Here is an 18,499-nt window from a genome sequence, read left to right as displayed (position 1 = left end):
CCAGTTTATAGTCGGAAGCTCTATTTTCGACCCTGCACAAACTGAGCGCAATAAAAAGCCCGACATATAAGCCGGGCTTTGAAGTGTAAACCCCTAACGCGCAAGATCGATAGGATGGATAAATACTCTCTCATTTTCTCATTCGTTGCAATGGCTATTTACTACGCCGCACAACTTTCGATTAAGCCCTCTGAGTCGAGCAGCTCCTGAGCGGCAGAGAGCGCCTCGTTCACTTGGTCATCCAGCGTCTTGCGGATAACTGAGCGCCACCGGTACCGAGTTGATTCTGGCTTCCCATCGTTATCCCAGTTGGTGATGTCGTACCAGGCTGCCGGCAGTACTGCGGCAGAGCGCTTGCCCTCGGCACCGGCAACCTGCGGAATAGCCCAGGTCAGCACGGCGCACTCCCTGAAGCGCTTCGGCGCCGGCGTCTTCACAGAGTTCAGCAGCTCCAGTATCGCACCGTGCTTACGCTCCTCGTGCGTAGAGTACTTCGCCACCAGTGCCCGCCAGTGCGCCGGGTTCAACGCCTTATGTAGCCGACCGAACACCCAGCAGTCCTGCAGAAATGCTGCCTCCTTGCCAACGATCTCCCCTTTCTGCTTGGCGCACTGCACCTTGGGCTCAAAGTCGCAGCCGCCGGCGGAAGTGATGGTCTCGGCCGCGAGGGCTCGAACTACTGCTGAAACAACGTTGCGATAGGTCATGCGGCCTTCTCCTTTAGCTTTCTGGTCTTCGCTCGATATTCGGCCTTGATGGCCTTGATCTCTTCCACGGTGTACTTGCAAGCCGGGTGCAGCCCCTCCAGCCATACCACCTTCTCAGCGCCGATGCGCTGCACCAGGCGGATGCGGTACTCCACGGTGTTGCCGGATAGGTTGCGATTGCACTTCACACACTGGCGGTGGATGTTCAGCGGCTCGAAGCGCAGCTCTGGACAGGCGCCGACTGATCGGTAGTGCCCAGCATCCCACCGGCTGCCGGTCATGAGGTCGTTGTCGTTGGGCGTCGAGTCGCAGCTGATGCAGGGTAAGTTCGCGTCACGCAGGCGCACGTACTCGTTTACCGCGGCCTGGGCTTCGCGCAGGTGATCCGCCCTACTCTTCAGCTTCTCCTTGCGGACCTTAATCTGCCGGCGCCCTACTTCTGCCAGGGCCTTCCCGGCGATAGCTCGCCCCTTCTCGGACTTGCCGTATGCGATCGCGCACTCGATCTCCCCGCACACAACCTGCGATTCTCTGGAGCGCGTGAACATTACTCGGCACTCTGGGCAGCGCTTGCGCCGCGGTAGACCGGATTGAAGTGGGGTTTTTCGCTGTAGTGGGGTGCGATTCATGCTGCCTCCTTGAATGCTTCGAACTCGGCCATCTCGGTCAGTCGCTCTTCCGTGAGGGTTGGCCAGTCGCGCAGCACCAGGTACGCGCAGCACTGACGCCAGAAGTCTTGGAATGTCTCCTCCCCCATCGAGTCGTAGGAAAGGCTTCGGGGTGTCTTGCGGGTGAGCTGGCCCAGACCTGGAATGTCGAACAGCTCCTCGTCGCAGTACACGCCCGACTCCAGCTGCAGGGCCTTGATTGCGTCGTGGGATTGCTTGCCGGAGAACCGGTCAATGTTCTGACTCAGAACCCGGCCCAGGCCGTGAACCAATCCGTTGAACCGCGGGTTGCGCGGCTGCTTGAGGTCGGCGCGGATCTTCGTATTGATCCGGAAATCTCGCTCGCGAAGGATCGACCGGTCAGCATCGGAGGACGGCACGAACGCGGCGACCTCCTTGCCGGTGGCGGGATCTACCAGGCGGCGCAGAACCAGGTAAACGGGCATTGGGCGCGGCTTCGCTGACTTGGTCATTGTGCTGCCCTCTTCGCTTCCAGTTCCTGGGCCTGCTTGATCAGTAGCGCCCGGCGATCCGCCAACTCATTGGCCGCTTCAATCCGCATTTCGGTTTTTCGTTCGGCGCTGGCCCTGCGCATCTCCAGCATCGAGTTTTTGACCAGTTCCAGCTTCTGGCGCAGCACTGGCGCAGGCTGGGTGACGGCGCCGGTGAGCAAACCGGCAATGGCGCGGCCATCTTCGGTAACTGGAACAATGCTCAGGTCTGCCAGGTACTTCTGGCCGTGCTCACGAGGAATGCGTTTCAGCTCCAAAGCCTTGGTGACGGCCTGGATGCGGCGGTTAGCGTCAAAGCCCACGGACACATGCCAGTTGACCGGTTTCGCATCCTCGCGGGCCTGGCTCACGAATCGCTGGTAGGCGTCGATGAAGGCCATGCGCGCGCCGACCTTGTCCCCGCCATCCAGAATGGGTTTGGCAGCGGCTAGGGCCAGCTGGATTTCGTCGGTCAGCACCACGGTTTCGAATTCGTCGTTCGTGGCCATGGCGATGGCCCAAGCTTCGTCCCTCCCTGGGCGGCCGTCGGAGGCCTGAACACGCTGCAGGATGTCAGCCATAGCCAGCTTGCCCTTCACTTCAAAACGGCATGCTTTCAGCGCCGCCTTGACGACGGGCACCGGGTAGGCACAGAGGTCTTCGGCCATCATCGCGGCGGTACCGGGGTTCATTTCCTGACCCATGGCCTCGGCCGTTGCGCAGATGGCGGCGGCAAGACCGGCGACCTGTTGGTCGTTCATTTCAGAGGTATTCATTGCGGTCACCTGCTTGGCGTTTGGCCAGAACCATCTGGGCTGCCTGCTCGGCTGCGGAGAGGTTTGCCTCGGTCCTTTCCATCTGGCGGGCGGTTGTGCCGTTGACACGCTGCCCTGTCACCCACTGGGTGTGGTAGCTCTCGGCGTTGGCCAGCAGTTCGTTGACGCTGTGGCACTTGCGCAGCACAGCGGCGTCGCTGGTTTTCAGGAAGTGGGCGGCAACGTGGTGGGCGACATCGGCGCCGAGGCGATCAACCAGTTGGCCGAGCTGGCCGCCAACCTTTGCGTTCCAAACCGGCCAGGTGCTGTAGCGCTTGCGGTATGCCATGGCGTAATTCGCCCAGACCTTGAAGGTTTTGCAGGTCTGGTCTTTGGGGCCAGGCATGTCGGCGGGAATCTCAACCCGTGGAGCGTCGGTACGATCAACCACCAGCACCAAGCCGCGGGACTGAGCCGGCTTGCCGGTGGCGTCCTGCAAGTCCTGACTGGTGTCCTGACTGGTACCCTGATGATTGGTATCCTGATTTGTCGGAGATTTATCCGACCCTTGCTCGGATTTTTTTCCGACCTTGCTCGGAGATTTATCCGAGGTAGATCGGATATTTTTCCGACCCTTGTTGTTTGGCGGGGTCGGATATTTTTCCGACCCGTCGAGCTTCTGGTTCCACTCGACGGCCTTCTCGGTAAGGCGAAAAAGCGTGATGTTCGAAGTGCAGGAAAGCTCAATCAAACCGGCCTCTTCCAGGGCCTTCAGCATGCGGTAAGCGGTGTCCGGCTTATCAGTGAGAAGCGGCAGTTCCTCAATGATCTTGGCCTTGCTGAGCGCGAAGAAGATCCCGTCATCGGTCTTGATTGGCTTGGTCCAGCTCGGGCAGCCGTAGACGAAGGCGAACAGCAGGGCCTGTTGAGAATTCAGCCCCCACTCCAGCGCCTTCACCTGGTTAATCGTGACGGTGTATTGCATGTCAGACCGCCGGGAAAAAGATATACGAGCAAATGCGCGCCACGTTTTCAGATTGCGCAAAACGTGGCGCGAGATTGGTAGAGCTATTGATATGTGGCTGGGTTTCCATATAATCGGCCTCACAACGTGTTATCGAATTAGCCGACCTCGACCGTCGGCTTTTTTGTGCCTGTAATTCAGCGCCGAAGCGCCAACCTCCCCGCCCTACTCCCCGTTTCGCCTTTTCAAAACCCACTGGATAAAACTCCAGCGACTTCAGGTTTCTTACGTTGCAGACCGGCCGGGCTGATACTGGCTACATGGATTGGCGGATAGGGGATCTCGCTTAGGCAGCCATCTCGGCCCACGGAAACGACGGGCACAGGGATTCTTTTTTGAAAGCACCTCCAGTCAACGCCTCAGCTCGCTTGGCAACCACTGGAGACATGCCGTGTTTTTCACGAACCCAGCCGGAAACGGTACTTTGATCAACCTTGAGCTTTTCGGCGGTGACCTCCTGGGTGCCGAAGAAGGCTACGAGGTCCTTATAAATAGTGTTCATGCTGCCCCTCCATACGGGAATACCCATATACTAGTTTATAGGAATGCCGATTTGCAAGGATATGGGAGCACCCGTAATACTCTCCGGATGGAATTCAAAGACCGTTTAAAGACAGCACGCCGACATGCCAAGCTCAATCAGGGCGAATTGGCTGTAAGAGCAGGAATCACACAGACCTCTATCTCTGACCTTGAGCGTGGAAAATCAAAAGCCACCGCTCACGTCGTTAAGATAGCTGACGCCTGCGGAGTGAGCGCCAAATGGCTTTCCGACGAGATCGGACCAATGCTGGTGCATGGGTACCCATCCAGTTCTGGTGAGTCGAACATCTCCCCCGCCGCCCAGCCAACAAAGTCATTCCGGTACCCGGTAGTCAGCTGGGTTGCCGCCGGCGCCTGGGCGGAAGCCGTGGAGCCCTATCCGACTGGAATCTCGGACACCTACGAGTTTTCGGAGTACGACTCCAAAGGCCCTGCGTTCTGGCTGACAGTCAAAGGTGACTCGATGACAGCGCCCGCCGGCCAGAGCATTACCGAGGGCACGCTGATCCTTGTGGACACTGAGGCTGAGGTTGCACCAGGTAAGCTGGTGGTGGCCAAGCTCCCAGATAGCAATGAAGCGACATTCAAGAAGCTGGTCAGCGATGGCGGTCGGCTGTTCCTGAAGCCACTGAACCCAAGCTACCCAATCGAAGCGGTAGACGAGAGCTGCCGAATCGTGGGCGTGGTTGTGCAGGCGCTGCAGAAGTTTTACTGATGCGTTCCAGGAGGCCCCATGTCCCTCACGAAACCTAATCAACAATTGCGCCGCGACCTCAAGGCGATAGCCTCAAACCTTGAGCAGTCGTGTATCGACTTGGGTAGATTGGCAAGCCGACTCAGCGATGCCGATGCCATAGCCCTGATGGGGCTGGTAGGTACGCTTTACGAAGAAGCGGACAGGTTGGTGGGTTACGCTGACGAGGTGAAGGACGGCCGAATAAGTCGGACTGCGGAACAGCGTTAATGACTGCATGGCGAGAGCAGAGCTTCTGGAGCAAGTTTTGGGTCTGGGCTTGGTTGGCGTTGCTCATGGTGCTTCCTTTCATTTCCGACGCGGCGGGTCCTAGTTGTTGGGGCTCATCAGGTCGCAAGCGAGTCTTCAGCCCTGGCTTCGTTGTGCTCTGCACCATCGTGGCGGTGGTTGAGCTGATAGCGCTGAACCACTTCTATGGTGTAAGAGGCTGAGGCTGGTCGGAGCGCGCATCTAGTCTGTCCGATATATCTGCTGAGCGACCTTTAGGAGTTATCGTGGTACTCAAGAAAACGGAGCAGGAGCTCCGGCTGGTTGCAGTGCCGTTATGTGCAGGAATTGCATGCGCTACCGCACGAGGCATGACCCAAGGCTGGAATGAGTCAATGTTGTTCTCTGGGTTTCTGTTCGGAGCCGTCGTTGGGGTTGTATTTGGCATTCCGTTACTGCTGCGCAGTCATGCAAACGGTGCAAGCTCCAATGGCCGTAATCTTCTCAACTCCCTGATACAAACACTGGCAGCCTGGCTGCTAGCTGGAGCGTCACTTAAATACCTTCCTTTGGCGATTGGCTTTGGCATCGCTCTTTGGCTGCTTTTTTCCGCCACAGTCTACGGAATTGAAAGGTTATACGATGGTAGCGACGAAACCCAAAAAGTAACGCGCGGCTGGGTGTTTTCCGTTCCCCTGTCAGGGGCGCTAACACTAGGAGGGGCTGCAGCGCTCTTCCTTCCCGGAACAGACGACAGCGCACCGGCATTCATCCTGATGTTTATGATCGGGGGGCTGCTGAGCATGCTAGTCGGATGGCCGGTTCTGTGGCTTACCGAGCGTTATCTGCAGTCACCACTGCGTTACATCGTCGGAGGCATGATCACCGGTCTGTTGATTTGGGTATTCTGCGCCCTACCCAACCTAGTTGATGCAGTCACAACATCACCCGCGAAACCATTTGTGTGGCCGATGAGCTTCAGCCACGGTGCAATGGTTTTCGTTTTTATTGGCACTGTGGCAGGGAGTCTATGCACGGCAATCAATAGCTGCTATGGATTCCTTCGTCGCCGCGACTTGTGAAAAGGCATATAGCATGACCCTAGCTGACGTTGATCATGGTGATTGCTGGAGCTTCCGACGCGGGCTGGAAGGACGGAAGCTCATCCAATCGTAAGCGGGTCTTCAGCCCTGGATTCCTTGTGCTGTGCGTTTTCGTGGCTGTGTTCGAGCTGATAGCGCTGAACCAATTCTATGCAGGCGTGGACTAAACGCGTTTAGGCGATCCGCCTTGTAACTGAAAATGGACTTTATGAAAAAAATACTTCTCGCCTTTTGTATCAGCTTGCTTCTCTCGGGTTGCGCAACAGATACCGCTGTCCCCGTACCGGAGGGGCTGTGGTACGCAGATAGCGAAGACCCTGGCCCGGGATATCACGTGTATGTTTATTTTAAAGATGCCAATAGCTTCATATGGTGGCGCACTAACGAACCCCAAGCAGTAGTCTTTAAGCGATGGGCCTATTACACCAATGACCACCCCGGCGTTGATAACCCCGTTTTATTCACGCGCAAAGGTGATTGGCTAAAAGGTGAGCGGCAGATTGTCAATCAAAATAGCGAGGGGGTTCTGCAACTCACGATTACACAAACATTTACTGGACACTTCAGCGGTGACAGTTTGGAAATGGAGCAAAAAGGTCATTCCGTTTGGGCGGATGGAACTCCGGAGCCCTTAGAGACCGTACGATGGTCAATGAAGCGGCTCAGCGCTCAATAGCAATAGAGTTAATTTAATCTCGCGGGTGGTCTAAACCTGGCAAAACCAACCCCCTGTTGAACGCATGACAGCCCTTGAAAGTCGCGCGAACAACCCGTAAAAAAAAAAGGATTCTCAATGCGATGTACCCTCATTTTGCTCGCGCTTGCCCTTACTGGTTGCGCCAACACGCCTCCCTCGTTATCCGAGAGCGCAAAGGCCACTTTAGATGCGCCAATGCCAATATCTGACGCGCAGCGAGTTTGGGAATGTGCTGGAACGAGCAACGTCATCAAAGGCCACGAATTTGTCCTTAAATTGCAAGGCAGACCTGCAGATTGGGGCGGGGAAAACTGGGCGCTCCGGGAACGAGCCAAGCGCATGGGATGCAGTCAAGCAGAGATGGATGCGCGTGACATGGGTAAATTTTCAAGCCCACCTGTTTCTCCTCGTCCTAAGTAAAGTCAACAAGCCCGGTCCATCGCCGGGCTTCTTGTATCTGCCCATTGACACTAGGGCTCCTCTGCTACACCCAATCTCTAGTACCCGCTTAAGGCTAACTCCTCAGCCGAATCCATGTGGGCATATGTTGTTACAACCATTCGCCTGTACGCAGTGCCCCTAAAGAACTTCAAACTTTCACTCTAGTCTTAATGGTAGGCGTGCTTTAACCGTGAGCGCCTGCTGACAACCCATAGAGGTTCACAAAATGAAAATCACACTGCCCGCCCTATTTTTTGGCGCCCTCATTTCGCAAGGAGCACTAGCTGCCGGGGATGGCACAGCCGCTCTTGGAGGCGGCGTTGGTGGTGCACTTGGCAATATCGTAGGTCAGCATCTCGGCGGCTCAACGGGTGCGGCGGTAGGTGCAGGCGTAGGTGGTGCAGCCGGCAGTGCTGTCGGCGCTCAAAGAGGCAACAGAGCGGAAGCCGCATTAGGTGGCGGTATAGGGTCGGCTGGCGGCTCACTCATTGGTAATCGCCTCGGCGGCACAACGGGTTCGACTATCGGTGCAGGTCTCGGCGGCGCGGCGGGTGGCGCGCTAGGAAACAACCTGGCGGATGATGAGAGCGGTCATCGATCGGATGGTAAGAAGCACAAAGGCAACAACAAGCATAAACACAAAAACAAGCATCGTTAGTTTCTGACTTTGTTACATCGAAGCCCGGCCAAGCGCCGGGCCTCTTGTTTCTGGCGAGCCCCCTACCCGGCTATGGTGGCGCGCTCTGATCGCAATGGACGCAACGAAGCATGGACTCAAGGAAGACCCTAGCGATCGCCCTACTGGCATCGGTCAGCACTCAGGCCGTATCAGGTGACGACGTCAACCCTATCGTTGCCGCGATATTTATCACAATCTCCTCGCCAACCATTTTAATTGGATTAACCACATCTCTCACGACCGATCCGCCAAAAATCTTCAAGTCAGCCAAGACCGACGCTTGGGCATTCATCGGTTCGGACGGAGAGATTCGCGGTGCTGAGTTTGAGCAGGCGTCCAGGTACTACCAGTCGACCTATCCTTCTCCGCTCATGTCAGACATGCAACTGGCCCAGTCGATAGCAACTTCATTCTGATACCGATCTTCACTCTGGCTTCGAGCCCGAGCTTCCTGTTTCTGCGTTTTTGAGTTATGCGACCCTCCTCCATCGGAAATTCATGCTCTTGGCATGCACGAAAAAATCACGCTGCCTCAACGGTTTTATGACAAAGCCTGAACTAGAGTGATGTCTAAATGAGATCACTACTCCTAGCTTGATGTCTTGCCCAAGGGTGTGTTTAGCCGATTTTCGGGCGAATTTGAGCTCCAGGATTCTTGGTCGATAAGCTGGAATAACAGCAGTGCCTACTTTTATAAGAGAGATAAAAATGAACGTAAGGACTATGAACCTTGCTCCAAGGTCTGCCACCTTCTTCTCGCTCATTGTCCTGATAGTTTTTGCTCTGGGCATTGTCGCGGTACTTCAAATGGGCAAGCTTCGAGAATCGGAGCAGGATGTTGAAACTAATTGGATGGCGAGCGTCCGAGAGATCGGCAAGATGCAGGCAGGTATCTTGCGCCTGCGCCTCGAAAGTATCCGCATCACCGTGACCACCGACGAACAACAACGCCAAACCCGCATCGCCTCGTTGAGCGGCTACCGCAGCACTCTGCATAACACCATCAGCAATTACGAGCCATTGGTTACCGGGCAGGCAGAACGTGACCTCTACCAGCCGGTGGTAGGCGATGTTCAGCAGTATTTGCAGCTGTTGGATGAGTTAGAGCCGTTGCTGCGAAGTGGTGACAACGCCGCAGCCATTACCCTGATCAATACCCGCATCAGCCCGATGACCAATGCTATGCAGGACAAGCTTACAAAGCTCTCGGACTTTAACGACGAGGGCGCCAAGCGAGCAGGACTGGATGCCGCCTCGACTTACAGCAACGGCGTTTCGCTAGTGATCGGCCTGCTGGCGGTGACCGTAATACTGACCGTAGTGTTAGCTACAGTGCTGACCCGCAGTATCACCTCGCCCATCAGCGATGCCCTTGCCGTGGCTGAGCGCATCGCTGGCAGTGATCTATCCAGTGAGGTCAGGGTCAGTGGTCGCGATGAAGCAGGCCGCCTGCTAGCCGCCCTGGGAAAAATGCAGAGCAACCTGCGGGATACCATCGCCAGCATAGCCGACTCCGCCACACAACTGGCATCGGCCTCTGAAGAAATGACCGCAGTGACCGAAGACGCCAGTCGCGGGCTGGTTCGGCAGAATGATGAGGTCAATCAGGCCGCCACCGCGGTGACCGAAATGAGTGCTGCGGTGGATGAGGTGGCACGGAACGCTGACGCCGCCGCCCAATCTTCCCGCGAATCCATGGAATTCACACGCTCGGGTATCGAGAACGTGGCTCAGACCCTCAAAGCCATCGAAAGTCTCGCAAGCAACGTGTCGAGTACTGGGGACCAGGTTAAAGCCCTGTCCGGCAGAGCGCAGGACATTAGCAAGGTAGTCGAGGTGATTCGTGCGATCGCCGAACAGACAAACCTGTTAGCGCTGAACGCAGCCATTGAAGCCGCCCGCGCCGGCGAGCAGGGCCGTGGCTTTGCGGTGGTTGCCGATGAAGTACGGGCCCTGGCCCATCGCACCCAGCAGTCGACCCAAGAAATCGAACAGATGATCAGCGCGATTCAGGTCGACTCGACCCAGGCGGTGGGCGCTATGAACGTCAGCGCTCAGATGGCCAGTAGCTCAATCTCGGTGGCGCAGAACGCTGACCTGTCGCTCAAGCAGATCGCCGATGCTATTACCCAGATCAACGAACGAAACCTACTGATCGCCACCGCCTCCGAAGAGCAGGCACAGGTGGCCCGCGAGGCCGACCAAAACCTGACCAGCATCCGCGAACTGTCGATCCAGAGCTCGGCGGGCGCAAGTCAAACCGCAAGCGCCTGCGGTGAGATGGCAAACCTGGCGATTGAACTGAATCGCCTGGTGGCGCGCTTCAAGGTCTGACATAAGTCATTGTCTTGTACTGAGCTTGCCACATCGCATCAATTGAACTGGCGTTCTGCTTTTGCGACATCCTTTTCACATGGCGTTTACAGGACTAGGGCCAAACTCCCCCTATTGCCTTGAAGAGTTCCCTTTTGGCCCGCATATAAGCGGGCCTTTTTTCCGCGGCTATGCTTTCCACGACCTTCAGTTGATAACGTGCATTGAACTAGCACGAAGCCCCCCTAGCCAAAGCCAAAAAGTAACTTAGCCCAGCGCCGGGTTTCTTGTTTCTGGGCTTTCACGACCTTTTCACAGTTGAGCGCCTAAGATCATCCCAGCTCCTAGAGAGCATCCCTTTAAGCCCGCTAATCCCCATCGCGGGCTTTTCTTTGCCTGCGATTTGGAGGGCCGAAACTCGCCCTCCCCAACTTACCCAACGACGGCTATACACGCCCACCGTCAAAATGACACGATAACGCCTCGCCTTCGTAAGTAGGAATACAGGATGTTCAGTCACGTAACCGTTGGGACAAACGATCTTGATAAGGCCTCTACCTTCTATGACGCGGTGCTGATCCCCCTGGGGCTCTGTCGTAGGCCTGTAACGCCTGATGGCGGGCCACCTTCGGCATGCTGGATTAAGCCAAATAGCGTCCTCCCTCGCTTTTATGTGTACAGCCCTTATGACCGCAATGAAGCCGGAGCAGGGAATGGCAGCATGGTGGCTTTCACCGCACCATCTCCAAATGCGGTAGACAGCGCCTATGCAGCTGGGCTTATTGCGGGCGGATCTGATGAAGGTGAACCTGGCCAACGTCCCCACTATGGTGACGGTTACTACGGTGCGTACCTACGTGATCCAGATGGCAACAAGGTACATATCGCTCATCGTGGTGATTTGGACTTGGCGGGGTAGCCGCTGCTCACCGTATTCGCTTAAAGCCCGCCCACCGCGGGCTTTTTCATTCCTGCAAGAAAGCACCCATCATAAAATATGCATTTATGCATTAAACTTCTTACTGCCCTCTTGCCAATACATGACAGCATCAATACTGTTTATGCATACAGTATTCGCAAGGAGCTACACATGAACCAGGAACCCTACCCCGCACCAAAACCGAGAAATTCCTACGAGCTTGTTGGCCGCCGCCTGCAAGGCTTGATCGCCTCTCCCCGGGTCCAAAGGATTCAGTTGGTCGAGGTTTCCAGGCGCGACGATGAAAGCCCTGAAGCCTGGCACCAGGTCATTCAAGACATTGGCGATACCGCCGGAATAAGGATTGAGCACCTAGATGACGGTGCCGTCAGGATCGGCTGGCGCGAGTACTGCGACTCTTAAAACAGCCCGCCGTTGAGCGGGCTTTTCATCGCCTCCAACAATATTATGGGAATACCCGTTGACGAAAAATATGGGATTACCTATATTTGCTCCATCGCAGCAACTTACGAGGGGCTGCGAAGGGCCTCAAAGCCTACCGCTCTTTAGCGACACCCCTTTGCCGGATCACCACCGGCCCAGATTCAAAGGCAGCGATGAACCGGCCTCAACGGTTCAGAGGGTTGGCAACTGACCCGGGCGTGCAGCGTAAAGCGCCAAGAACAGTTATCCAGCGGGGGAACAAGCCGAAAGGCCCGCGGCTGGAAGAACAATTTGGAACTAACGAGGATTTCTCGGTAGTTCGATTCGACCCCGGCCTGTCGCCAGTAGCGAGGCCGGCGGTTTCACCGATAGTCCTTGGCAACAGGGCCTAACGGGAAACCAAACCGGGAGTCACGACGATGGAAGCAACAATCATCAACGGCGCATGGAAGGGTCACCTCGGACGTGGCCTGGCGCCGCGAGAGCTTCAGTTTCTGCTTTGGATTGCCCAGGGCTTCACCTCGAAAGAGATCGCCCGGGAAGCAGGCATTGAGGCCGGCACCGTCAAGAAGCGCCTGACCAATGCGATGTTCAAGCTGGGCGTGACGAAACGCACGGCCTTGGTGGCTGAGGCCATGAAGCGCCAGATTATCACGCCGGTGTGCTTTGTACTGGCGGCGCTGATCGCCATGCACTCAATGATCAGTGACGACTCGCTGCGTCGTGATCGCCGGGCGCCGGAAAGACGGATGGCTCAGGCTCGGATGGTGCGCCGGGCGGAATGTCCTAGGCTGACCGCTTAACAGAAACAGCCACGACAGCCTTTCGTTAACTGTCTGGTCAGCTGCGTGCCGGCCAGTTCCGGCACCTGCGGCCTTTCAAACATCAATGATGACAAGTGTCCCGTAGCTTCCAGACAAAACTGCATGCGGAACACCAGCTTCAGCCAGATAAATTTGTCCCTCTCCCACGCGCACGCACTCACCATCGACTTCCAGCAATAACTGTCCGGAGATGACTAGCAAGCCCTCGGTGTAGTCATGCACCTCTGCTTCAACGGACATTTCATTCATGCGCAGGACTTTGATATTGGAGCCGCCTACCCGTCCTAGAACGGTGGACTTCCAAGCTTGAGGCAAGGCCTTCGAGGTCAAATCAAGATCCACCAGGGACATAGAAAACTCCTTATTTCGAACTTCCCTACTTATACCCCTCCTCACCTCTACCCGTCAGCACTCACCCCGCGCCCATCGGCAACCAGCGGGAGGCATGAGTGTTGACGAATACAGGTGAACCAACGAACGGAGAGAGTCATGGCCAAGAAGGTTGGCGTAAAAACCAGGAGCGCCCAAATCGGCGTTCGAATCAGCCCCCGCGTTAAGTACATGCTCGACGTGATGGGTCGCATCCAGCGCAGAACCATGAGTGGAGTTATCGAATCGGCTCTTTTGGCTTATGCCAAGTACGACGAAAAACGCTTAGCCGACCAGACATGGTCAACGGATGAAAGCGAACGATTGCTCAACCTTTACCTAGTAGCGCCTCACCTTCTGTCATTCGACGAAGAGATTGAGGCCAAGCGGCTAATCGCAGCCAAAGCCACCGCCTAACCCCAAGCAATGGAGGACGCCAATCGTCAATACGCTCTGGGTCGAGATCGATGCCAGCAAGCGCCGGTAACGGTGGGCGGCACCCGGCTCCGGTTGCGGTCAGCTTAGGCTGACTGTGCGATGAGAGCCTTCTAACGATGTCGGACGCCAACCCCGCAGGTGCGAGACACCTAGCATAAGGTATGCGTTCTCACTTCTTGGGGAGGTAGTACGAGCACATATCTGGAAGCTTAGATACGACGACAGAGTTGCTCATATTGAACGCCAACGATTGGATTTTTGCTTTGGAAGCTGGATCAGATTTGACTCGGCGAACTTCTGCTCTAAGCGACTCGGTCGTCTCCGGATCGCTATTTAAAGCGTTCTCAACGCTGCTATTCGAATCTGGATTGGCCTTGACGCAAAGGCTTTCAATGGCCAGCAAATTGACGGCGTTTTCGGTGTCGTCCTCTGCTGCGCTTGCCAAGGTACTTGCGACCGAAGAAACGCTCAATAGCAGAAGCGCTGCAGAAATTCGCTTTAAAAACATCATTGATCTCCCTGAAAAAACTGAAATTTATCATAGCGCTATTGATTGACGATTTTCCAGTTATCCCCCGCATAGACACCTCCCCACCCACTACCAACAACCTTACCGGTCAGGTGCCCGACAGGCCTATTTATGCCGGGATTCAAAGACGGCCACTTCAAATACGTCGCTTACACCGACTAACCCACGCAGCCGCCTCGGAGGCGACCATGAGCGCAGTATTGAAATTATGCCAAGAGCGATTCGACGCTCAGTTGCCTCCAGATGTCAGCGACGCGAATCCGGAACAGGAGTGGCTGGAACATTCGGCGGAACAGCTGGTTTGCGGCATGGACATCAAGTGGAAGCGCCGCCACGGCCAGCCGCAGGTTGTTACGTTTGACCGGTTCTGCACCTATCTGCAAGGCATCCTGAATCAGCGCCAGATCGACGGCCTGGACGAGCGCGACTCACTTGCTCGGCTGTTCCTGTCCTCAATACTTGGCAGCCAAGCGGATTCACGCGGCCACGCCGCGGAAATGATGGGCGAACAGCGCCCCATCGAAGCCGCGGAACGGATCGCTATGGACTTGCTGAGGCCCTACGCCTCCGACGCCGTTGCAGCAGAGCGGGAAGAGGCAGAAGACGACGTGGATGCGGACCTATGAGCGCGCATGTAGATATAACTGCTGCGTTGCTTGCCCTTGACCCTTCGGACACAACGCCCCTCGCCGAGTCGCAGGTAGAGGGATTGATCGTTCGCCACTTCACCGAAGGCACCATCAATGCTGAAGAGTTTCATCATTACAGTGCGTGGCTACTGAGAGCCAGTCGGAAGAGGCTGGCTCGGCTGGTTAGATAGGCCGTCAGATTACGTCGAGCGCCCTTCGTTACGACTTTGTTGTTTTCTTACGTTTTTCCCAGTTAAACGTTCGTATTGGTGGTGAATAAACCACACGACCAAAAGCAGGCCAGACAAGGCAATAACGAACAGCAACAGCTCTAATGCGGGACCTTCGTGTGAAAACATTTTTCGTTCCTCGTCCTGAAGTAGCGTGACCCGAAAACGGTCACTACCGAAATTATTCGTAACAATTCATACATTTTCAGGGTAGACGCCGAGGATCTAGGTGGCAACCCCCAATCCTCACAGAACCATTGATCTAGACACGTCACTCGTCGAAAAAACCGTTCACGAGCACGACAGCGCCAGCGATACACACGCAAGGAGAAGATCATGACTACTGCACCAGTCCAATCGCTAATCGAAGAGCAACTCAACGAAATCGAGAGTCGAATCGCCATCCTGGGCTTTGGCCTTCCTTTCAATGAACTGATTGGCCGCAAGCGTGAAGACCTGGTAAGGGATCTTCCGCAGCGGCTGGCGCCGACAATGAAGGGCGGTCGCATCGCAGTGAGAGTTCGGCCTTGACTCCCCACCAGCGCACCAGGCGCATTCTCATCTGGCGTGGCGCTTTCCCTGCCCTAGCCCTTTTCACCTTGCTGATGTTGCTCAGCGCACTCGCTGATCGAATCACTCAATAACCAACACCTTCAATCGCTGCGAGCATCGCGGCAAGGATTCCCCATGTCCGCAGTAATGAAGCAGGACGACAACACGCCTGCGATGTCGGAGGCCGCGCTCGTTGAAGTGCTGAGCAGCAGCCTCTACCCCGGCGCCGAAAAGAACTCAGTCGTGATGGTCTTGGCCTACTGCCAGGCCGCGCACCTAGACCCAATGCTGAAGCCGGTCCACATCGTTCCTATCTGGAACTCGAAGACGAAAAAGATGCAGGACACAGTGATGCCTGGCATCGGCCTGTACCGCATCCAGGCGGCGCGTACCGGCCAGTACGCCGGGATCAGCGAACCAGAATATGGCCCCCCAGTGACTGCGAAGTTGAGCGGTGTAGAAGTCACGTATCCCGAATGGTGCCGCGTGACGGTCAAGCGGCAGATGAGCAACGGCCTGGTGGCCGAATACACAGCCAACGAGCGCTGGATCGAAAACTACGCAACAGCCAGTAAGGACACTGCGGCGCCCAACGCCATGTGGAAGCGCCGAGCATTTGCCCAGCTCGCCAAATGCGCCGAGGCCCAGGCACTGCGCAAAGCTTTCCCTGAAGTTGGATCAGCGCCAACGGCCGACGAGATGGAAGGTAAAGCCTTCGAGGAGCCGGCACGCGATGTCAGCCCACGACAGCAAGCCCAACCTGAGCCGGAAGCGCTGCCCGCCTACTCCGACGAACTGCTGACCGAGAACATCGTGAAGTGGCAGCCACTTATCGACTCGAACCGCACCAGCCCTGAACACCTCATTGCGACCATCAGCAGCAAGTACACGCTGAGCCCGGCGCAGATTGAAAAAATCACCAACCTCAAAGCCCTCGATGGAGAGTCAGCATGAAAATTCATAACGTAGCTCAAGGCTCCGCCGAGTGGCTTGCCCTCCGCGCCCAGTTCCGCACCGCCTCCGAAGCCCCAGCAATGATGGGCGCCTCGAAGTATCAATCCCGCACCGACCTGCTTGCTGCCAAAAAGACCGGCATCACACCGGACGTCACACCCTCTCAGCAGTTCATCTTCGATAAAGGCCATGCAACCGAAGCCATGGCTCGCCCGCTGGCCGAAGCACTGATCGGCGAAGAGCTGTATCCGATCGTTGGCACCAAGGGCAACCTGCTCGCGTCCATGGACGGCGCCACAATGCTCGGCGAGACCCTGTTCGAGCACAAGCTTTGGAATGAGTCGGTTGTGGCCCAAGTTAAGGCTGGTGAGCTGACTCCGCACTACTACTGGCAGCTTGAGCAGCAACTGCTGGTGAGCGGTGCTGAGCGGGTCATCTTTGTTTGCTCGGACGGCACCGCGGAGAACTTCGTGCACATGGAGTACCGGCCCGTCGCCGGCCGTGCGGCCCAGTTGATCGAAGGCTGGAAACAGTTCGAGGCAGACCTGGCCAGCTTCGAAATGACCAACGCGCCTTCAATCGTTGTCGGCAAGGCGCCTGATGAGCTGCCAGCCCTGCGCATCGAGCTGACCGGCATGGTCACCGCCAGCAACCTGAAGGTGTTCGAAGACTCGGCGCTGGCTGTCATCGACTCGGTGAAAACCACACTCTCTACGGACCAGGACTTCGCCGACGCCAAGAAGGCGGTCAAGTGGTGTGGCGATGTTGAAGAGGCTGTAGCGGTCGCCAAGAAACAGGCCCTGTCGCAGACCCAAAGCATCGACGAGCTGTTTTCGTCGCTGGATCGCATCAGTGCGCATGCCCGCGAGACCCGCCTGAAGGTCGACAAGCTGGTGAAGGCTCAAGAGCTGTTGGTGAAGACCAACATCAAGCAAAAAGCCGAACTGGCACTGGCGGATCACATTGCCGCAATCAACAAGACCCTTGGCAAAGTCACGCTGCCTCATGTCGTTTCGGATTTCGCCGGCGCCATGAAGAATAAGCGCACCATCGCCAGCCTCCAGGACGCAGTTGATACCGAACTGGCCCGGGCGAAGATCGATGCAAGCCAGGCAGCCGACAGCATTCGTTTGAACCTGACCAGTCTGGCGGAGCTCGCTGTTGATCACGCCTTCCTGTTTAGCGATGTTCAGCAGCTGGTAACCAAAGCCAACGATGACCTGGTGACGCTGATCAAATTCCGAATCTCCGAACACCAGAAGGCGGAGCAACAAAAGGCCGACGCGAAGCGTATCGCCGAAGAGCAAGAAGCCCATCGCCTGGCAGCTATCAAGCCAGAGCCAGTCGTGGATAAGGTCGCGACACCGGAGCCCGTCCGCACCGCACCAGTTCAGACTTCAGCACCCATGACCCAGGTCGCAAAGCAAGTAACTACCCAAGCGGTCGAGCCGGTAGCGCTTCAGGCCAACGTGACGGACTTCGAGGCACTGGTGAAGGCCGTAGCAGATGGTCAGGCGCCGATCACACTGCTTCTGGTCAACTGGGATGCGCTCGACGCAATGGTCGCAGCGCAGGGTTCAAACTTCAGCATGGCCGGGGTGACACTCGGCAAGGCGGCAGCATGATCAGCAACCACCTCAGCATGATCGAGGAACTGCGCCCAGCCTCTGATGAACTGGCGGCCCAGGTCTCCGAGTTTGTAGCGGCCGGCGGCGAAATCGAAGAGATCGAGCCTGCCCCGCGACCGACGCCCGTCGTATATGTACCCGCGGAGCCGCCCGCGCAAAAACCGTTTGTTCGGCGCAAAGCTGAGGCAGATGCCCTGCCCCTCGACAAGGACGACATCCGCACCCAGGCCCGCCTGAAGCTGGTAGAGCAGATACGCCAGCTAGGTATCACGCACACCCAGACCGAAGTCGCCGCAGCCTTGGGCGTTAGTCGGCGGCTTATCTACAACCACGCCTCGCGGTACGACATCACGTTCAAGGCACCAACCCGAGGCGGTGCGCGCAATCTGGTGCACAACGTAGTTGATAAGGAGCGGGATGCGAAGTTCGCCGAGCGGATCAGGGCATTTATGGAGCTTGGCATCAGCCGGCGCCAGTGCTGCGGGAAGCTGGCAATCGGCAGCAAGGCCTTTGAGCGGATTATCGCCGCCCACGGCATCGACTATCCCAAAGCGCGTCAGGGCAAGACCTCATGCGCCGCATAGCCCGCACCCAGCAACGC

The 18,499-nt window shown here is 56.6% G+C and carries 25 protein-coding genes; 18 read left to right on the top strand and 7 right to left on the bottom strand.

Going from position 1 to position 18,499, the window contains the following annotated elements; genetic code table 11:
* Positions 1–161: 161 nt before the first annotated feature.
* The 6 genes from ACEN2T_RS00445 to ACEN2T_RS00420 all read right to left on the bottom strand — a co-directional run bounded on the left by ACEN2T_RS00445 (position 162) and on the right by ACEN2T_RS00420 (position 4,147).
* Positions 162–707: a hypothetical protein gene (locus tag ACEN2T_RS00445; protein WP_442116070.1), complete on the bottom strand. Its 546-nt coding sequence runs from the start codon at positions 705–707 to the stop codon at positions 162–164.
* Positions 704–1,336 carry a recombination protein NinG gene (locus ACEN2T_RS00440; RefSeq protein ID WP_442116069.1) on the bottom strand — a complete coding sequence of 211 codons (633 nt, stop codon included), beginning with the start codon at positions 1,334–1,336 and terminating at the stop codon, positions 704–706. The genes ACEN2T_RS00445 and ACEN2T_RS00440 overlap by 4 nt, the downstream gene beginning before the upstream one ends.
* Positions 1,333–1,848 (bottom strand): hypothetical protein, encoded by a 516-nt coding sequence (locus ACEN2T_RS00435; protein ID WP_122681624.1) that lies wholly within the window; start codon positions 1,846–1,848, stop codon positions 1,333–1,335. Before ACEN2T_RS00435 ends, ACEN2T_RS00440 begins: the two co-directional genes overlap by 4 nt.
* Positions 1,845–2,642 (bottom strand): hypothetical protein, encoded by a 798-nt coding sequence (locus ACEN2T_RS00430; protein WP_442116068.1) that lies wholly within the window; start codon positions 2,640–2,642, stop codon positions 1,845–1,847. Before ACEN2T_RS00430 ends, ACEN2T_RS00435 begins: the two co-directional genes overlap by 4 nt.
* Positions 2,629–3,606 carry a phage replication protein gene (locus tag ACEN2T_RS00425; protein ID WP_442116067.1) on the bottom strand — a complete coding sequence of 326 codons (978 nt, stop codon included), beginning with the start codon at positions 3,604–3,606 and terminating at the stop codon, positions 2,629–2,631. Before ACEN2T_RS00425 ends, ACEN2T_RS00430 begins: the two co-directional genes overlap by 14 nt.
* 325 nt (positions 3,607–3,931) lie before the next feature.
* Complete coding sequence (locus ACEN2T_RS00420) at positions 3,932–4,147, bottom strand: YdaS family helix-turn-helix protein (RefSeq protein ID WP_003218319.1); 216 nt, start codon at positions 4,145–4,147, stop codon at positions 3,932–3,934.
* Between the two features lie 87 nt (positions 4,148–4,234).
* Between ACEN2T_RS00420 and ACEN2T_RS00415 the strand changes: the two genes are divergently transcribed.
* The 11 genes from ACEN2T_RS00415 to ACEN2T_RS00365 all read left to right on the top strand — a co-directional run bounded on the left by ACEN2T_RS00415 (position 4,235) and on the right by ACEN2T_RS00365 (position 12,548).
* Positions 4,235–4,903: a helix-turn-helix domain-containing protein gene (locus tag ACEN2T_RS00415; protein ID WP_442116066.1), complete on the top strand. Its 669-nt coding sequence runs from the start codon at positions 4,235–4,237 to the stop codon at positions 4,901–4,903.
* Between the two features lie 18 nt (positions 4,904–4,921).
* Positions 4,922–5,152 (top strand): hypothetical protein, encoded by a 231-nt coding sequence (locus ACEN2T_RS00410; protein WP_442116065.1) that lies wholly within the window; start codon positions 4,922–4,924, stop codon positions 5,150–5,152.
* On the top strand, positions 5,152–5,373 hold the full coding sequence (locus ACEN2T_RS00405) for a hypothetical protein (RefSeq protein ID WP_442116064.1): 222 nt from the start codon (positions 5,152–5,154) through the stop codon (positions 5,371–5,373). Before ACEN2T_RS00410 ends, ACEN2T_RS00405 begins: the two co-directional genes overlap by 1 nt.
* A gap of 63 nt (positions 5,374–5,436) precedes the next feature.
* Positions 5,437–6,231, top strand: coding sequence for a hypothetical protein (locus tag ACEN2T_RS00400; RefSeq protein WP_442116063.1), 795 nt, complete (start codon positions 5,437–5,439; stop codon positions 6,229–6,231).
* 220 nt (positions 6,232–6,451) lie between these two features.
* Positions 6,452–6,928: a membrane lipoprotein lipid attachment site-containing protein gene (locus ACEN2T_RS00395; RefSeq protein WP_442116062.1), complete on the top strand. Its 477-nt coding sequence runs from the start codon at positions 6,452–6,454 to the stop codon at positions 6,926–6,928.
* A gap of 688 nt (positions 6,929–7,616) precedes the next feature.
* Positions 7,617–8,048 carry a hypothetical protein gene (locus ACEN2T_RS00390; RefSeq protein WP_442116061.1) on the top strand — a complete coding sequence of 144 codons (432 nt, stop codon included), beginning with the start codon at positions 7,617–7,619 and terminating at the stop codon, positions 8,046–8,048.
* Between the two features lie 110 nt (positions 8,049–8,158).
* Positions 8,159–8,485 (top strand): DUF2388 domain-containing protein, encoded by a 327-nt coding sequence (locus ACEN2T_RS00385; protein WP_442116060.1) that lies wholly within the window; start codon positions 8,159–8,161, stop codon positions 8,483–8,485.
* 292 nt (positions 8,486–8,777) lie between these two features.
* On the top strand, positions 8,778–10,403 hold the full coding sequence (locus ACEN2T_RS00380) for a methyl-accepting chemotaxis protein (RefSeq protein WP_442116059.1): 1,626 nt from the start codon (positions 8,778–8,780) through the stop codon (positions 10,401–10,403).
* Positions 10,404–10,890: 487 nt separating this feature from the next.
* Positions 10,891–11,301 carry a VOC family protein gene (locus ACEN2T_RS00375; protein ID WP_442116058.1) on the top strand — a complete coding sequence of 137 codons (411 nt, stop codon included), beginning with the start codon at positions 10,891–10,893 and terminating at the stop codon, positions 11,299–11,301.
* Positions 11,302–11,472: 171 nt separating this feature from the next.
* A complete protein-coding gene (locus ACEN2T_RS00370; RefSeq protein ID WP_099601550.1) occupies positions 11,473–11,724 on the top strand; it encodes a DUF1654 domain-containing protein in 252 nt (83 codons plus the stop codon).
* A 440-nt stretch (positions 11,725–12,164) separates the two neighbouring features.
* On the top strand, positions 12,165–12,548 hold the full coding sequence (locus ACEN2T_RS00365; protein ID WP_442116057.1) for a response regulator transcription factor: 384 nt from the start codon (positions 12,165–12,167) through the stop codon (positions 12,546–12,548).
* A gap of 75 nt (positions 12,549–12,623) precedes the next feature.
* On the opposite strand, the gene ACEN2T_RS00360 is transcribed toward ACEN2T_RS00365, so the two are convergent.
* On the bottom strand, positions 12,624–12,920 hold the full coding sequence (locus ACEN2T_RS00360; RefSeq protein ID WP_442116056.1) for a cupin domain-containing protein: 297 nt from the start codon (positions 12,918–12,920) through the stop codon (positions 12,624–12,626).
* 138 nt (positions 12,921–13,058) lie between these two features.
* Between ACEN2T_RS00360 and ACEN2T_RS00355 the strand changes: the two genes are divergently transcribed.
* From ACEN2T_RS00355 to ACEN2T_RS00325, 7 genes are all read left to right on the top strand, one after another.
* Positions 13,059–13,355: a hypothetical protein gene (locus ACEN2T_RS00355; protein ID WP_095184961.1), complete on the top strand. Its 297-nt coding sequence runs from the start codon at positions 13,059–13,061 to the stop codon at positions 13,353–13,355.
* A 257-nt stretch (positions 13,356–13,612) separates the two neighbouring features.
* The gene (locus ACEN2T_RS00350; RefSeq protein ID WP_158234794.1) at positions 13,613–13,933 is read left to right on the top strand and encodes a hypothetical protein; all 321 of its coding nucleotides are present in this window, start codon (positions 13,613–13,615) and stop codon (positions 13,931–13,933) included.
* Positions 13,934–14,093: 160 nt separating this feature from the next.
* Positions 14,094–14,531: a hypothetical protein gene (locus tag ACEN2T_RS00345; protein WP_401379769.1), complete on the top strand. Its 438-nt coding sequence runs from the start codon at positions 14,094–14,096 to the stop codon at positions 14,529–14,531.
* A 569-nt stretch (positions 14,532–15,100) separates the two neighbouring features.
* Positions 15,101–15,295 carry a hypothetical protein gene (locus ACEN2T_RS00340; protein ID WP_179179101.1) on the top strand — a complete coding sequence of 65 codons (195 nt, stop codon included), beginning with the start codon at positions 15,101–15,103 and terminating at the stop codon, positions 15,293–15,295.
* A gap of 168 nt (positions 15,296–15,463) precedes the next feature.
* Positions 15,464–16,270, top strand: a complete 807-nt coding sequence (bet, locus tag ACEN2T_RS00335; protein ID WP_442116276.1) for a phage recombination protein Bet — start codon at positions 15,464–15,466, stop codon at positions 16,268–16,270.
* Positions 16,267–17,895: a YqaJ viral recombinase family protein gene (locus ACEN2T_RS00330; RefSeq protein WP_442116055.1), complete on the top strand. Its 1,629-nt coding sequence runs from the start codon at positions 16,267–16,269 to the stop codon at positions 17,893–17,895. The genes bet and ACEN2T_RS00330 overlap by 4 nt, the downstream gene beginning before the upstream one ends.
* Positions 17,892–18,482, top strand: coding sequence for a hypothetical protein (locus ACEN2T_RS00325; protein WP_442116054.1), 591 nt, complete (start codon positions 17,892–17,894; stop codon positions 18,480–18,482). The genes ACEN2T_RS00330 and ACEN2T_RS00325 overlap by 4 nt, the downstream gene beginning before the upstream one ends.
* Positions 18,483–18,499: the final 17 nt, after the last annotated feature.

The organism is Pseudomonas sp. W22_MBD1_FP4, from assembly GCF_052113765.1.
In the GTDB taxonomy this organism is placed as follows: domain Bacteria; phylum Pseudomonadota; class Gammaproteobacteria; order Pseudomonadales; family Pseudomonadaceae; genus Aquipseudomonas; species Aquipseudomonas sivasensis.
This window is presented reverse-complemented; position numbering and strand designations above follow the sequence as displayed.

Coding starts and splice junctions, on each gene's coding strand:
- ACEN2T_RS00370 (WP_099601550.1), top strand. CDS start 11,473: ATGAACCAGGAACCCTACCCCGCACCAAAACCGAGAAATTCCTACGAG.
- ACEN2T_RS00380 (WP_442116059.1), top strand. CDS start 8,778: ATGAACGTAAGGACTATGAACCTTGCTCCAAGGTCTGCCACCTTCTTC.
- ACEN2T_RS00390 (WP_442116061.1), top strand. CDS start 7,617: ATGAAAATCACACTGCCCGCCCTATTTTTTGGCGCCCTCATTTCGCAA.
- ACEN2T_RS00365 (WP_442116057.1), top strand. CDS start 12,165: ATGGAAGCAACAATCATCAACGGCGCATGGAAGGGTCACCTCGGACGT.
- ACEN2T_RS00410 (WP_442116065.1), top strand. CDS start 4,922: ATGTCCCTCACGAAACCTAATCAACAATTGCGCCGCGACCTCAAGGCG.
- ACEN2T_RS00430 (WP_442116068.1), bottom strand. CDS start 2,642: ATGAATACCTCTGAAATGAACGACCAACAGGTCGCCGGTCTTGCCGCC.
- ACEN2T_RS00375 (WP_442116058.1), top strand. CDS start 10,891: ATGTTCAGTCACGTAACCGTTGGGACAAACGATCTTGATAAGGCCTCT.
- ACEN2T_RS00415 (WP_442116066.1), top strand. CDS start 4,235: ATGGAATTCAAAGACCGTTTAAAGACAGCACGCCGACATGCCAAGCTC.
- ACEN2T_RS00355 (WP_095184961.1), top strand. CDS start 13,059: ATGGCCAAGAAGGTTGGCGTAAAAACCAGGAGCGCCCAAATCGGCGTT.
- ACEN2T_RS00325 (WP_442116054.1), top strand. CDS start 17,892: ATGATCAGCAACCACCTCAGCATGATCGAGGAACTGCGCCCAGCCTCT.
- ACEN2T_RS00345 (WP_401379769.1), top strand. CDS start 14,094: ATGAGCGCAGTATTGAAATTATGCCAAGAGCGATTCGACGCTCAGTTG.
- ACEN2T_RS00440 (WP_442116069.1), bottom strand. CDS start 1,336: ATGAATCGCACCCCACTACAGCGAAAAACCCCACTTCAATCCGGTCTA.
- ACEN2T_RS00385 (WP_442116060.1), top strand. CDS start 8,159: ATGGACTCAAGGAAGACCCTAGCGATCGCCCTACTGGCATCGGTCAGC.
- bet (WP_442116276.1), top strand. CDS start 15,464: ATGAAGCAGGACGACAACACGCCTGCGATGTCGGAGGCCGCGCTCGTT.
- ACEN2T_RS00330 (WP_442116055.1), top strand. CDS start 16,267: ATGAAAATTCATAACGTAGCTCAAGGCTCCGCCGAGTGGCTTGCCCTC.
- ACEN2T_RS00395 (WP_442116062.1), top strand. CDS start 6,452: ATGGACTTTATGAAAAAAATACTTCTCGCCTTTTGTATCAGCTTGCTT.
- ACEN2T_RS00405 (WP_442116064.1), top strand. CDS start 5,152: ATGACTGCATGGCGAGAGCAGAGCTTCTGGAGCAAGTTTTGGGTCTGG.
- ACEN2T_RS00435 (WP_122681624.1), bottom strand. CDS start 1,848: ATGACCAAGTCAGCGAAGCCGCGCCCAATGCCCGTTTACCTGGTTCTG.
- ACEN2T_RS00360 (WP_442116056.1), bottom strand. CDS start 12,920: ATGTCCCTGGTGGATCTTGATTTGACCTCGAAGGCCTTGCCTCAAGCT.
- ACEN2T_RS00425 (WP_442116067.1), bottom strand. CDS start 3,606: ATGCAATACACCGTCACGATTAACCAGGTGAAGGCGCTGGAGTGGGGG.
- ACEN2T_RS00420 (WP_003218319.1), bottom strand. CDS start 4,147: ATGAACACTATTTATAAGGACCTCGTAGCCTTCTTCGGCACCCAGGAG.
- ACEN2T_RS00340 (WP_179179101.1), top strand. CDS start 15,101: ATGACTACTGCACCAGTCCAATCGCTAATCGAAGAGCAACTCAACGAA.
- ACEN2T_RS00445 (WP_442116070.1), bottom strand. CDS start 707: ATGACCTATCGCAACGTTGTTTCAGCAGTAGTTCGAGCCCTCGCGGCC.